This window comes from Arthrobacter sp. TMS2-4, assembly GCF_054511075.1.
This window is the reverse complement of the sequence record NZ_JBTNDI010000003.1, coordinates 174,010-187,199: the sequence shown is the minus strand read 5'-3', so window position 1 is coordinate 187,199 and position 13,190 is coordinate 174,010. Positions and strand designations below refer to the sequence as shown.

Genomic DNA, 13,190 nt, shown 5'->3' with positions numbered 1-13,190 from the left:
GCTGCCTCCGGATGCCTAGAGCAGCAGGCTCAGCAGTTTCCGCTTGATCGGCCCGAAGGGTGGGTACGCGAGGCGCAGCGTATCCACCCCGGTGGGCTTGGAGAACACGGGCTGCAGGTGGCTGAAGGTCCGGAACGACTGCTGCCCGTGGTAGCTGCCCGTCCCGCTCGCACCGACGCCGCCGAAGGGCAGGCCGGGGACCGCGAGCTGGATGGTGCAGACGTTGTGGGCGATCCCGCCCGCGTGGACGCGCTCCGTGAACGCGCTCAGGTGCTCGTCGCGGTCGCTGAACAGGTAGGCGGCGAGCGGGTGGGGGCGGGCTCCGATGAAGCGGATCGCCTCGTCCAGGTCCTCGACCTCGAGGATGGGCAGCAGCGGCCCGAAGATCTCCTCCTGCATGAGGGCGGACGAGGGGTCGACGTCGCGCAGGATGGTCGGCTCGATGTACCGCTCCGCACGCTCGTGCCGTCCGCCCGAGACCACCGTGCCGTCCGCCAGCAGGCCCACGAGGCGGTCGAAGTGGTGCTCGTTGATGATCCGCCCGTAGTCCCCGGACGTCCGCGGGTCGCTGCCGTAGAAGTCCCGGACGGTGGCCGCCAGCGCTGCGGCCAGCTCCGGCGCGGCCGCCGGCGTCGTGAGGATGTAATCGGGGGCCACGCACGTCTGCGCGGCGTTCATGAACTTGCCGAGCACGATCCGGCGCGCCGCGGCGCGGAGATCACCGCCCAGGACGACGGCGGGCGACTTCCCGCCCAGTTCCAGCGTGACAGGCGTCAGGTGCTCGGCCGCGGCCTTCAGGACGATCCTCCCGACGCGCTCACCCCCGGTGTAGAAGATGTGGTCGAACGGCTGGGCGAGCAACGCGGTGCTGGCATCGGCGTCACCCTCGAGGACGGCCACCGCCCCCTGGTCCAGGTACTGCGGTACGAGCACGGCGAGCAGGCGGGACGTCGCGGCGGCGAGCTCGCTGGGTTTGATGACGGCGGTGTTGCCCGCGGCGAGCGCCCCGACGAGGGGCGCCAGCACGAGCTGCAGCGGGTAGTTCCAGGGCCCGATGATCAGGACGACGCCGAGGGGACGCGCCTGCGTCCAGGCCCGCGCCGGGAGCAGTCCCGTGGGCACGCCGACCTTCTCGGGCGCCATCCAGCGGTCCAGGTGCTTCAGGGCGAAGTCGATCTCGGCCCGCACGGAGGCGATCTCGGAGAGGAACGCCTCCGTGCGGCTCTTGGCGAGGTCCTGCTCGAGCGCCGTCGTGAGCTCGTCCGCCCGCTCGGAGAGCAGCCGGCGCAGGGCACGCAGCTGTCCGCGGCGCCAGGCCGCGGGACGGGTGACGCCCGTGTCGAAGTACCGTCGCCGGCCGGCCAGCAGTTCCGCGGCGTCCGTCGCCCGCATCTCGGCGCTCATCGGGCGCCCGCCTGATCGGGGGTGCTGCCCGGGCGCCCGGTGAAACGGTCCATGGAGCCGTACACCCCGAAGATCCGCCCAGCGACGACGTCCCAGACCGGCTGGGGCAGGAGGTTGCGGAGGGTGCTGCCGAACTGCACCGTCCAGGGCAGCTGCACGCGGGCCCGGCCCGCCAGCGTGGCGCGCCAGGCCTTGTCGACGACGTACTCCGGTTCCATCAGGGGTGTCAGAAGCGGGCCGCGGGCGCCCTCGAACATACCGGTGCTGATGTAGCTCGGGATGAGGGTGGTGACGGCGATGGGGTGGCCCACGGACGCCAGTTCGAGGCGCAGCGAATCGCTCCAGCCGATGACCGCCCACTTCGAGGCGGCGTAGACGCTCATGCGGGGCACGGCGAGCGTGCCCGAGGCGGAGGCGACGTTGAGGATGCGCGCGGGCGTGCCGCGCTCCATCATCGCGGGCAGGAAGGCGCGCGTCACATGCATGGGTCCGCCGGTGTTGATGCTCAGCGTGAGGTCGATGTCCGCGTGGTGGTCGTGCTCCCAGAAGTACTTCCCGCGCACGATCCCGGCGTTGTTCACCAGCATGTCCGGCACGCCGACCTCGTCGAGGACGGCGCCGGCCGCCCCCTGGATGGACTCCACGGAGGCCACGTCGACCACGTAGCTGTGCACGGAGGCGGCGCTCGAGGCGAGGCCTGCGACGACGTCCTCGAGGGCGCGCCCGTCCACGTCCCACAGCACGACCGCAGCCGCGCCTTCCTTCACCGCGCGTTCGGCGTACAACCTGCCCATGCCCATGGCGGCGCCCGTGACCAGGACGGTGCGCCCTCGAACCGTGAATCCCATCGTGTCCCTCTTCCTTCGGAACAAGCAACGTAACATCGAAGGCCGTGTGCTCCCGGTAGGCTTTCCCGGAACCCCCGCCCCCTTCGGAAGGCATACCCATGAGCGCACGAGGCATCGGCTGGACCGTCCACGGTGACGGGAAGAACGTCCGGCCTGGCGGTTTCGTCGCCCCGGAGGAGCGCCTGACCTGGCCCAGGACCATCGGCATCGGCGCCCAGCACGTCGTCGCGATGTTCGGTGCGACCTTCCTCGTCCCGCTGATCACCGGCTTCCCGCCCTCGACCACCCTGCTCTTCTCCGGGATCGGGACCATCCTGTTCCTGATGGTCACCGCCGGGCGCGTGCCCAGCTACCTCGGGTCGAGCTTCGCCTTCATCGCCCCGATCGCGGCGGCGCAGTCCCAGCACGGGGCGGCCGGCGCGCTCGGCGGCATCATCATGGCCGGGGCGGCCCTCGCGCTCATCGGGTTCATCGTCCATCGGGCGGGCACCCGGTGGATCCAGCTCGCCATGCCGCCCGTCGTCACGGGTGCCATCGTGGCGCTGATCGGCCTCAACCTCGCGCCGACCGCCAAGGCGAGCTTCGAGCAGGCCCCCCTGACCGGGCTGGTCACCGTCGTCTCGATCCTGCTCGTCACGGTGCTGTTCAGGGGCATTCTCGGACGCCTGTCGATCCTCGTCGGAGTCCTCGCCGGGTACGCCGTCGCGATGGTCCGCGGCGAGGTGGACTTCGCCGCGATCGGCAGCGCCGCGTGGATCGGCCTCCCGGAGTTCGACGCACCGGAGTTCCACCTCTCCGTCGTCGGGCTCTTCATCCCCGTGGTCCTCGTGCTCGTCGCCGAGAACATCGGCCATGTGAAGTCGGTGGCCGCGATGACCGGCCGGGACCTCGACCCGTACACCGGACGCGCCCTCATGGCTGACGGCCTCGCGACCATGATCGCCGGGTCCGGCGGCGGATCGGGGACCACCACCTACGCCGAGAACATCGGCGTGATGGCGGCGTCCCGCGTCTACTCGACCGCCGCGTACTGGGTGGCCGGTATCGTCGCGATCCTCCTGAGCCTCTTCCCGAAGTTCGGCGCCCTCATCGCGACCGTCCCCGCCGGGGTGCTGGGCGGCGCGGGTGTGGTCCTCTACGGGATGATCGGGATCCTCGGGGTGCGCATCTGGGTGCAGAACCAGGTCAACTTCTCCAACCCCATCAACCTGTCGACGGCGGGCGTGGCACTGGTCATCGGCATCGCGGACTTCACCTGGGTGATCGGTGATCTGACCTTCGCGGGGATCGCCCTCGGCACGGCTGCCGCGCTCATCATCTTCCACGGCATGACGGCGATCGCGCGGGCGCGCGGCAGCGAGCACGTCCTCGGGGCGGAGGAGCTCGCATCGAGCGACCTCGGCACGAGGCCCTCCTCGCTGGGCTGACCCGTGCCTGCTGCGATGATGGGATCCATGTGTCCTCCCGCGGCCGCGTCGCCTCCCTCCGCCGTGCCCGGCGTCCGATGAACAATCCGCGTGAGGTATGGGCCTCCCCGGGGTGGCGGCAGCAGGCGGAGCAGTGGATCGACCTGGCCCTGGAATCGTTCGGGGTGTCCCGGACGGGGCCGACCGACCAGCCGCGGATCCGCTTCTGGTCGACACAGCTCACCGTGCCCACGGACCACGGCACGCTCTGGTTCAAGGAGAACAACCTCGGGCAGCTCGCCGAGGCCTCGATCGTCTCCCTGCTCGGTGAAGTGGCGCCCGAGCATGTCGCGGCCCCACTCGCGATCGAACCCTCACGCGGGTGGATGCTGACGGCGGACCATGGCGCGACGCTCGACAGCCTGGGGTCGGACGACCCCGCGGTCTGGGCGCGTATCGCCGCGGACTTCGCCGACCTGCAGCGGCTCGCCGCCCCGCACGGTGAGAGGCTCGCCCAGGCCGGCCTCGTGACCATGAACCCGGAGGTCGCGGCGAATTTCGTCGAGAACCAGCTGCTCCTGCACACGGGGCTGCCTGCCGGACACCCGCTGTACCTGTCGGCGGAGGAGGCCGACGACGTCGTGCGCCGCCTGCCGGCCGTGCACCGCGCCGTCGATGCGCTGCGGGCCGTCCCGGTGCCGCTGTCCCTCGACCACAACGATCTGCACGCGCGGAACTGCTTCCTGCCCGGGACGAACGCCGATCCGCTGCGGTTCTTCGACTTCGCGGACGCCTACTGGGCGCATCCGTTCAGTGCCCTGCTCGTACCCGTGACGCAGATGCGGGAGCAGTGGAACACGACGCCGGAGGACCCACGGATCCAGGCGGTCATCGCGGCCTACCTCGAGCGCTGGACGGACTACGCGCCGCTGCCCGACCTGCTGGCCGCCGTCGAACCCGCCCTCGCGCTGGCCGGCGTGCATCGGTACGGCTCGTGGCTGCGCCTGCTGGTCTACGCCGACGACGACTCGATGCGCGCGTACGCCCCCGCCGCGCTGCACTACCTGAGGACGCTGACGGACCCGGTCCTGACGGCATAGCCCGGTACCCGGGACGCCGACGGCGCCGTTGTCCCGCTCAGGGCGACGGGCGCCCCTGCGGCCAGACGTCCCGCTCCCCCATGCATTCCGCGAGGACGTCCGCCGCGTCGGACACGATCCCGTGGACACCGAGGTCCAGCAGCCGGTCCATCCCCGCCCGCTCGTTGACCGTCCAGACATGCACCTGCAGGCCGGCGTCCTCGCAGCGCCGGACGAACCTCGGGGTCACGACCCGGATGCCCCGGTACGTCTCGGGCACCTGCAGCGCGTGGACGCGGGCGGTCCGGGCCATCGCCCCGGCCAGCCCCAGCGGCGCGGCGATCTTCAGGAGGGCGTTGACCGCCATGCCCGCGGACGACGCCGTCGGCCGGTCGAGCAGGCGCAGGACCGCCCGCCTCCGCCGGTCCGAGAAGGACGCGACGAGCACGCGGTCGTGGGCGCCGTGCCTGTTGATGAGCTCGGCGAAGGGCCGCACGCACGCATCGCTCTTGACGTCGATGTTGAGCCGCATCCCGGGCCAGCGGAGCAGGACGGCCTCGAGCGTCGGGATCCCCCCGCCCCCGCCGACCGACAGCCCGTCCAGTTCCTGCGCGGTCCGCGCCCCGATCGGGCCCCGGTCACCGGTGACGCGATCGAGGACCTCGTCGTGGAAGACCATGACGACGCCGTCGCTCGAGGCCTGGACGTCGATCTCCAGGTACCGGAAACCGAGGTCCACGGCCCGCTCGAAGGCGGCCAGCGTGTTCTCCCCGCCTTCGGGCGCGAAGCCGCGGTGGGACAGCGCGATCGGTCGCGGCCGGGGCGGCGTCCCGGCCGCGTTGTCGAGGTAGGGGTAGCGGCCCGGGTCAGGCCGTGCGGAGCGCCGCAAGCCGTTGCTCCAGGATCTGCGCCACGCCGTCCTCCTCGAAGGCGGGGGCCACCAGGTTCGCGGCGGCGAGCGCGTCGGGGTGACCGGAGGCCATCGCGTACCCGTGGCCCGCCCAGTCGAGCATCTGGACGTCGTTGGGCATGTCCCCGAAGGCGACGACATCGGCGGCCTCGATGCCGCGCGCCGCCGCGTACCGGGCGAGGGTGACGGACTTGTTCATCTCCGGCACGGCCATCTCGAGGAGTGCCATCGAGGGTGCGGAGTGCGTCGTGGAGACCAGGTGCGCGACGGCGGGACGGACCGCGGCCAGGAAGTCGTCGGGCGAGACGGCCCGCTCCCGCGCCATGAACTTCACGATCTCCTCACCGGGCAGGGACTCCTCGAAGGCCTGGGCCGTGAGGCCCCCGAGCAGTTCTGCCGTGGCGGCGTCGGCGAAACCGGACTCGACCTTGAACCCCGACACGGTCTCGGCAGCGAAGGTCGCCGCGGGGAAGAGCCGACGGATGATGTCGCGCGCGGCGTAGATGTTCTCGGGCGCGAGGAGCTTCGCGTCGAGGACGCGCTCGGACGCGAGGTCGTACGTGAGGGCGCCGTTGGAGCAGATGACCGTCCCCGTGTGCCCGAGCTGGTCCCGGAGGGGGTGGAGCCAGCGGGGCGGACGGCCGGTGACGAAGACGACGTCCACTCCGGCGTCCACGCAGGCCCGGAACGCGCGGATGGTCCGGTCGCTCATCCTGCCGTCGTGTCCGACGACGGTGCCGTCCATGTCGCTCGCCACGAGGCGCATCGTCCACTCCTTCGGATCGGGGACCTCAACCTTACCCGCGGGCCGGCTGCCCGCAGGACGTGTCGGCAGGGCCGCTACTGCTCGTAGGTGCCGGTCAGGCGGGCACGGCCGAGGGTATGGGAGAACAGGGCGAAGCCGAGGTAGGCGGGGCTGGCGTCGGCCGGGATGTCCAGCGATTCGACGTCCACGGCGTGGACCACCACGTGGTAGTGGTGCGGCCCGTGCCCCTCGGGCGGAGCTGCGCCCACGAACCCGGGGAAACCGCCGTCGTTCCGCAACTGCACGGCACCCTCGGGGAGCAGGCCGGAGCCCTCCGTTCCCGCACCGGCGGGCAGCCACGTCGTCGTGACCGGCAGGTTCGCCACCGCCCAGTGCCAGAAGCCGCTCGCGGTCGGCGCGTCCGGGTCGTAGACGGTCACCGCGAAGCTGCGGGTGCCCTCGGGGAAGCCGCTCCAGGCGAGCTGCGGCGACTCGTCCTTGCCGCCCGCCCCCATCTTCCCGGAGGCCTGCGCGGGGTCGAGGGGCGCGTGGTCGGTCACGGTGTCGCTGGTGAGGTCGAACTCGGGGACCTGCGGAAGGTCTGCGTACGGGTCGCGGGTCATCATGTGCTCCTCTGGTCGTCGGTCGGGGCACTCACGCGCCGGGGGCCATCTCGTCCCGCGTGGGCGGGTTCGCTCCCGCGCGGGAGACCGTGATGGCCGCAGCACGGGCAGCGTACTGCAGCATCCCGGTCAGCTGGTCGACGGTGATTCGGTGCAGCTCGTCGCGGTGATGGGCGCCGTCGAGCCCGGCGTCCACGAGCGAGCCGACGAGGGCCGCCATGAAGGAGTCCCCGGCGCCGACGGTGTCCACCACGGAGGTGGGGGGCGCAGGGACCGCCGCTTCCCCGGCACGGCAGACGGCCCACGGCCCTGTCGACCCGCGCGTCACGACGACGACCGCGGGACCGGCGTCCAGCCAGGCGCGCGCCGACTCCTCGGGCGTGCGGTCCGGGTACAGCCACTCGAGGTCCTCGTCGGAGGCCTTGACGACGTCGGCGAGGGCCACGAACTTCTCGGCCTGCCGCCGGGCGAACACCGCGTCCCGGATGATCGTCGGCCGGCAGTTGGGATCGTAGGTGACCGTCACGAGCGGATGGGCGCGGGCCACCAGGCCCAGGACGTCGTCGGCCCCCGGCGTCAGCATGGTGGCGATGGACCCGGTGTGCAGCAGGGTGGACCCGTCGAGGAGCGTGTCCTTCTTCCCTGCCAGTCCCGGGAGGTCCCAGACCAGCTGGAACGCGTAGGACGCACCTCCCGCCGGGTCGAGGCGCGCGGTTGCGACGCTCGTCGGCTCGGCGTCCGGGCGGACGGGGAACGGCACGGCGTTGTCGCGGAGGTGCTGCTGGATCATCCGCCCGTAGTCGTCGTCGCCGTAGCGGCCGACGAACTGGGCGGGGTGGCCGAGGCGCGCGAGGCCCACCGCCACGTTCATGGGACTGCCTCCCACGTGAGCGCGCATGGGCGCGGTGTCGCTGACGACTTCGTCGATGAGGGTTTCCCCGATCACGGTGAGCACCCGTTCAACGTACCAGCCGCGGTCGCTGCGGTCCCGGTATGCCTCCCGGCGGCCTACCTCGGGCGCCGGTGGAGGATCGACGGCCGCGGTGGTATCGGCCGGCCGCGGAACCGCCGCACGCTGTAGATGATCAGGGCGAGAGCGATCATCGACGAGACGATCAGGCTGACACCCGTGCCGGTGCCGCCGAAGAGCCACCACTTGTCCGCGAGGAACCACCAGCCGGGTGTGGTGGGTTCGATGATCCACACCACGCCGAGGGTCATGATCACGAACGAGCTCATGCAGCTCGCCGTGATGCGGGGGATCGTCTTCACCCCGAGGGCGGCGGCATGGAACGCGTTCTCCTTGAGGGGCTTCAGGTAGTACCGCGCCCAGTGGTAATGCCGTGACAGCACGGCGAGGCCCGCGGCGAGCATCAGGAGCCCGGGGCCCGGCAGCACGAGGGCAGCGAGCCCGAGCACCACGAGGGTCCACCCGATCACCTCAGCGGCGGTACGGTGAACCCACCCCGGGAACCGCTTGTCTGCCATGTTCACAGGATGCCACAGGCTCCCGAGTGCGCACGACGCCCGGGAGGTGAACGTTGGGGACCGGAACAAAATCCCGGATACATGTGTTTGCATGGACAATCCGGTGCAGGGAAGGCCGGTCCGAACCCAGGAGGACAGCGTGACCGCTCGAACCGAAGGTCTTCACCACGTCACCGCGATTGCGGGCGACCCGCAGAAGAACATCGACTTCTACATCAGGGGCCTGGGACTGCGCCTGGTCAAGAAGACCGTCAACTTCGACGATCCCGGGACGTACCACCTCTACTACGGCGACGAGGCCGGCCGGCCCGGCTCCCTCCTGACCTTCTTCCCGTGGCAGGGCATCCGCAGTGGCCGCGTGGGCAGCGGGCAGTCGACCACCACGGCGTTCTCGGTACCGCAGGGAACGCTCGGCTGGTGGCAGGAGCACTTCAAGGCGATCGGCGTCGAGTCGACCATCGCGCGTGCCTCGTCCGAGGAGGAGCGGCTCTCCCTCCGCGACCCCGACGGGCTGCAGATCGACCTCGTGGCCTCCTCCCTGTCCGACCCCCGCGACCCGTGGGACTCCGCCTCCGTCCCGGCCGAGTACGCCGTCCGCGGCCAGCACTCCTCGGTGCTCACGGTCCAGGACCCGACCCGCACGCTCGAGACGTTCACTCATGACCTCGGCATGACGGTCCTCGCCGAGAAGGACGGCCGCTACCGCCTCAGCACGCACGCCGGGGAGCCGGGCACCGTCGTCGACGTCGTCACCGACCCCCGCGGCGAGCGCGGCCTCGTGGCCGGCGGGACGGTGCACCACATCGCCTTCCGCGTGCCCGACCAGCAGACCCAGGAGGTGTGGCGCCAGGAACTCGCCGAGCGCGGCTACGGCGTCACGGCCATCCTCGATCGCCAGTACTTCACCTCGATTTACTTCCGCGAGCCCGGGGGGACCCTGCTGGAGATCGCGACGGACACACCGGGTTTCGACATCGACGAGCCCCTGCTCGAACTCGGTCGCTCGCTCAAACTGCCGCCGTGGCTCGAGCCGAACCGCGAGGCCATCTCCCACGCGGTCGCGACCATCGACCTGCCCGAGGAGAACAACCCCGCTGTACAGGCCTTCTTCAAGAAGGCGGGATCATGACCGGCCCGCAGGCATGGCCGCACCTGTTCGAGGCGGGAGCGGCGGGTACCCCGGTGCTCCTGCTCCTGCACGGCACGGGCGGCACCGAACAGGACCTCCTGCCGCTGGCGGACCGCCTGGCACCCGGCGCCGGCTACCTCGCCCCGCGGGGCCCGGTGCAGGAGCACGGCCTGAACCGGTGGTTCCGCAGGTTCGGCGAGGGCGTGTTCGACGTCGACGACGTCGTCCGCCGCGCGGGTGAGCTCGCTGCGTTCCTCCGCTGGGCGCGGGACCACTACGGCATCGCCGACCGACCGCTCGTCGCCGTCGGCTTCTCGAACGGGGCAAACATCGCCCTCGCCACCGCGCTGCTCCACCCGGACGCCGTCCTCCGCGCCGTCGCGTTCTCGGGCATGTACCCGCTCGAGGGGCGCACCATCGACGCGGACCTGACCGGGACGTCCGTCGCCCTGTTCAACGGGACGTCCGACGCCATGGCCCCGATCGACAGCGTGACCCGCCTCGGGTCGATCCTCGAGAGCCGCGGCGCCGAAGTACACCGGAACGTCCGCGAGGGCGGTCACGGCATCCACCCCACCGAGGTCGACGGCGCAGCCGCCTGGATCGCCTCGCTCACCCGGAAGGTTCCCCATGACTGAGACGCACACCGAGCAGACCGGCCTCGCCGCGAAGGCGACAGCCCTTGCGCACCTGCACACCGCCCCCGAGATCCTGCAGGTCGTCAACGTCTGGGACGTCATCAGCGCGAAGACCATTGCAGACCTCCCCGGCACCAGGGCGCTCGCCACGGCGAGCCACTCGATCGCCGCATCCCTCGGCTACGACGACGGCGAGAACATCCCGGTGGAGGAGATGATCGCGGCCGTCGGGCGGATCGCCGCGGCCACCACGCTTCCCGTGTCCGCCGACCTCGAATCCGGCTACGGTGACCCCGGCGAGACCGTGCGGCGGGCGATCGGCGTCGGCATCGTGGGCGCCAACATCGAGGACCAGATGCGCCCGCTGGCCGACGCCGTCGCGCAGATGGAGGCGGTCGTAAAGGCCGGCCGGGCCGAGGGCATCGACTTCGTGCTGAACGCCCGCACGGACGCCTTCGTGAAGGCGGGCGACCGAGACCCTGCGGACGTCCTGGCCGACGCCGTCGAGCGCGGCAGGGCGTTCCTCGCCGTCGGTGCGACGAACGTGTTCGTCCCCGGCCTGCTCGACGAGCACGCCGTGGCCACCCTCGTGGAGGCCTTCGGCCCGCAGCGGCTCAGCGTGATCAACGTGCCGGGCAGCCTGACGCCCGCGCACCTGCAGGAACTCGGCGTCGCGCGGATCTCCTACGGTCCGTGGACGCAGCGCGTCGCCCTGACGGCGCTGGCGGACTCCGCGCGCGAGCTGCTCGCCGGCGGCGCGCTGCCCGAGGGGACGCTTCCCCTGAACTAGGCGCTTCCCGTGGACGGGGAGTCCGGCCCCGGTCGGCCCTGCGCGGACCGGCCGGGGCCGGTCGCCTCGGCGAGGCGGTCGAGGACGGCCTCCCAGGCCTCGGATCCCGGGGTGATGACGGCGAAGTGGTCGCCCGGGACGGTGACCAGCTCTGCTGTTGCGCCCGCCGCCGTGGCCGCGGCCACGTAGGCCTCCGACTGGCTCGGCGGCACCGTGGTGTCCTCCGTGCCGTGCACCGCGTACACGGGGACGGCGAGCGGGATGGCGGTCATCGGGTCCGCGAGTTCGTAGCGTTCCGGGTCTCCGGGCGCTCCCAGCAGGTTCTCCACGGCGTTGTCGCTCAGTCCGAGCGTCCGGGCCTGCGCGAGGTCCAGCACACCGGCCTGGCTGACGACGGCGGCGAGCGGCACCACCGGCGTGCCGGCACCCGGGGCGCCCGGAGGGAGCGAGGAACGCCCTGCCGCCCAGACGGCGAGGTGGCCGCCCGCGGAATGGCCGAGCGCCGCCGTCGGGCCCAGGTCCAGGCCGTGCTCCCCGGCCGCGACGGCCAGGTGGTCGATGCCGGCGGCGACGTCGTCGAAGGTGGCGGGCCAGCCCCCGCCGTTCCCGGCGCGCCGGTACTCCAGGTTCCAGCACGCGTAGCCGCGGGGGGCGAGGTCCCGCGCAAGGGGAATGCCCAGTTCCGCGCCGTAGGTGGAACGCCAGTACCCGCCGTGGATGATCACGACGACGCCGCGCACCGCCGTCCCCGGGCCGGGCAGGTAGAGGTCCGCATACTGGCTGGGATCGTCGCCGTACCGGTACCGCTGGGGCGCCACGACGCCGGGCCCGGTCTCCCGCCGCACGCCGCAGGCGGTGAGGACGGCGGCCCCGGCGGCGGCGAGCAGGGCCAGGACGGAGCGGCGGGCCGGCGGACGGACGGTGTTCTCGCGATGCACAGGGGAAGCGTAACGGTCACCGCGGTTGGCTACGATGAAGACTCTCCTCGGAAAGGCTGGATGCATGGGCGCGTGGGATGATCTCGACGAGCAGCTGCGCCCTGCCGTGGAGGCGCATACGCGGGAGTTCGCACGGGTCCGGCCGGCCCTGGACCGCGTCACCGAGGCTATGCGGTCCAGCATCGCGGCGATCTTCGAGGGCTCGGACATCAGCCCCCTATTCGTCACGGCACGCACCAAGACGGTCGAGTCCTTCCGCGACAAGGCCTCGCGCACGCTGCCGGCCGTGAACCCCGCGGACCCGCCCGCCCTCGTCTTCCCGGACCCGATGCGGAATCTCACGGATCTCGTGGGGGTCCGGATCATCACCACCCTGCCCCACGAGGTGGACCTCGCGGCGAACCTCCTCAAGCGGCAGCGCTCCGAGTTCGACTGCCGGGGAGACCGGGAGAAGGACATCGGGTCCATTGAGTCCGGTACCTACGGCTACTCGAGCCGCCACCTCATCATGCGCACCATCCACAACGACGTGGTGCGCAGTTTCCAGCAGGCCGTGGACCCCGAGACGAAGGCCGCAGGGAGCTACCTCTTCGAGGTGCAGGTGCGCACCGTGCTGGCGCACGCGTGGTCGGAGATCGAGCACGACATCCGCTTCAAGGCGTCCAACCCGAAGGCGTGGAGCCCCTACTTCGACCGCCAGTTCACCGGGACGGCGGCCATGCTGGAGACCGTGGAGTCCGCCTTCGCGGAACTGCACGAGCGGTACGAGACGGTCACGGGATTCTGGGACGAGGACGGTGAGGGCAGCGCCCCGCTGACGCCCAACCGCATCCGCGACGTCTGGCAGACGCTGCTGCCCCACGTGGACCGGAAGTCGGACGACAACTGGGGGTGGGCGGCCGAACTCCTCGCCGCACACGGGCGGAAGACCACGCTGGAACTCGTGGACCTGCTGCAGGCGGACACCATCACCACGGTGCGCAAGGCCCTCGACCACCGGTACTCCCCCGGCCCGGATCGGCTCCTCGACGACATGCTGCTGTGGCACTACGGCGAGCGCCACATCGACCTCACTGCCGAGGCGCCGGATGCCGAGAGCACGTCCCGCCGGGACAGCCTGCAGCGCCGGCACCGCCAGATGGAGATCTACCGGGCGCAGCACCCCGGCGCCTGAGCGCCACCCGCGCCCCAC

General features: G+C 71.6%; 14 protein-coding genes. 6 read left to right on the top strand and 8 right to left on the bottom strand.

Going from position 1 to position 13,190, the window contains the following annotated elements; genetic code table 11:
* Nucleotides 1–15: 15 nt before the first annotated feature.
* Nucleotides 16–1,404 carry an aldehyde dehydrogenase family protein gene (locus ACX80F_RS06395; RefSeq protein ID WP_459335544.1) on the bottom strand — a complete coding sequence of 463 codons (1,389 nt, stop codon included), beginning with the start codon at nucleotides 1,402–1,404 and terminating at the stop codon, nucleotides 16–18.
* Nucleotides 1,401–2,252, bottom strand: coding sequence for an SDR family NAD(P)-dependent oxidoreductase (locus tag ACX80F_RS06390; protein ID WP_459335543.1), 852 nt, complete (start codon nucleotides 2,250–2,252; stop codon nucleotides 1,401–1,403). Before ACX80F_RS06390 ends, ACX80F_RS06395 begins: the two co-directional genes overlap by 4 nt.
* A 98-nt stretch (nucleotides 2,253–2,350) precedes the next feature.
* Between ACX80F_RS06390 and ACX80F_RS06385 the strand changes: the two genes are divergently transcribed.
* Together ACX80F_RS06385 and ACX80F_RS06380 are read left to right on the top strand one after the other, a co-directional pair.
* Entirely contained in the window at nucleotides 2,351–3,679 is a 1,329-nt protein-coding gene (locus tag ACX80F_RS06385; protein WP_459335542.1) for a uracil-xanthine permease family protein, read from the top strand.
* Between the two features lie 29 nt (nucleotides 3,680–3,708).
* The gene (locus ACX80F_RS06380) at nucleotides 3,709–4,758 is read left to right on the top strand and encodes a phosphotransferase family protein (RefSeq protein ID WP_459335541.1); all 1,050 of its coding nucleotides are present in this window, start codon (nucleotides 3,709–3,711) and stop codon (nucleotides 4,756–4,758) included.
* A gap of 37 nt (nucleotides 4,759–4,795) precedes the next feature.
* Here the strand turns inward: ACX80F_RS06380 and ACX80F_RS06375 are convergent, their stop codons facing one another.
* The 5 genes from ACX80F_RS06375 to ACX80F_RS06355 all read right to left on the bottom strand — a co-directional run bounded on the left by ACX80F_RS06375 (nucleotide 4,796) and on the right by ACX80F_RS06355 (nucleotide 8,503).
* Nucleotides 4,796–5,626, bottom strand: a complete 831-nt coding sequence (locus ACX80F_RS06375) for a glycerophosphodiester phosphodiesterase family protein (protein WP_459335540.1) — start codon at nucleotides 5,624–5,626, stop codon at nucleotides 4,796–4,798.
* A complete protein-coding gene (locus ACX80F_RS06370) occupies nucleotides 5,604–6,413 on the bottom strand; it encodes an HAD family hydrolase (protein ID WP_459335539.1) in 810 nt (269 codons plus the stop codon). The genes ACX80F_RS06375 and ACX80F_RS06370 overlap by 23 nt, the downstream gene beginning before the upstream one ends.
* 74 nt (nucleotides 6,414–6,487) lie before the next feature.
* Complete coding sequence (locus ACX80F_RS06365) at nucleotides 6,488–7,018, bottom strand: YbhB/YbcL family Raf kinase inhibitor-like protein (RefSeq protein WP_459335538.1); 531 nt, start codon at nucleotides 7,016–7,018, stop codon at nucleotides 6,488–6,490.
* Between the two features lie 28 nt (nucleotides 7,019–7,046).
* Entirely contained in the window at nucleotides 7,047–7,970 is a 924-nt protein-coding gene (locus tag ACX80F_RS06360) for a carbohydrate kinase family protein (RefSeq protein ID WP_459335537.1), read from the bottom strand.
* A 53-nt stretch (nucleotides 7,971–8,023) separates the two neighbouring features.
* Nucleotides 8,024–8,503: a PGPGW domain-containing protein gene (locus tag ACX80F_RS06355; RefSeq protein ID WP_459335536.1), complete on the bottom strand. Its 480-nt coding sequence runs from the start codon at nucleotides 8,501–8,503 to the stop codon at nucleotides 8,024–8,026.
* A 139-nt stretch (nucleotides 8,504–8,642) separates the two neighbouring features.
* Between ACX80F_RS06355 and ACX80F_RS06350 the strand changes: the two genes are divergently transcribed.
* The 3 genes from ACX80F_RS06350 to ACX80F_RS06340 are packed head-to-tail and all read left to right on the top strand — an operon-like array spanning nucleotide 8,643 to nucleotide 11,060.
* Nucleotides 8,643–9,632 (top strand): ring-cleaving dioxygenase, encoded by a 990-nt coding sequence (locus ACX80F_RS06350; protein WP_459335535.1) that lies wholly within the window; start codon nucleotides 8,643–8,645, stop codon nucleotides 9,630–9,632.
* Entirely contained in the window at nucleotides 9,629–10,270 is a 642-nt protein-coding gene (locus tag ACX80F_RS06345; RefSeq protein ID WP_459335534.1) for an alpha/beta hydrolase, read from the top strand. Before ACX80F_RS06350 ends, ACX80F_RS06345 begins: the two co-directional genes overlap by 4 nt.
* The gene (locus ACX80F_RS06340) at nucleotides 10,263–11,060 is read left to right on the top strand and encodes an isocitrate lyase/PEP mutase family protein (protein WP_459335533.1); all 798 of its coding nucleotides are present in this window, start codon (nucleotides 10,263–10,265) and stop codon (nucleotides 11,058–11,060) included. The genes ACX80F_RS06345 and ACX80F_RS06340 overlap by 8 nt, the downstream gene beginning before the upstream one ends.
* On the opposite strand, the gene ACX80F_RS06335 is transcribed toward ACX80F_RS06340, so the two are convergent.
* Nucleotides 11,057–11,878, bottom strand: coding sequence for an alpha/beta hydrolase (locus tag ACX80F_RS06335; RefSeq protein ID WP_459335661.1), 822 nt, complete (start codon nucleotides 11,876–11,878; stop codon nucleotides 11,057–11,059). The two genes, ACX80F_RS06340 and ACX80F_RS06335, sit on opposite strands and share 4 nt — an antisense overlap.
* A gap of 184 nt (nucleotides 11,879–12,062) precedes the next feature.
* On the opposite strand from ACX80F_RS06335, the gene ACX80F_RS06330 reads away from it, so the two are divergent.
* The gene (locus tag ACX80F_RS06330) at nucleotides 12,063–13,172 is read left to right on the top strand and encodes a GTP pyrophosphokinase (RefSeq protein WP_459335532.1); all 1,110 of its coding nucleotides are present in this window, start codon (nucleotides 12,063–12,065) and stop codon (nucleotides 13,170–13,172) included.
* The last annotated feature ends 18 nt before the right edge of the window (nucleotides 13,173–13,190 follow it).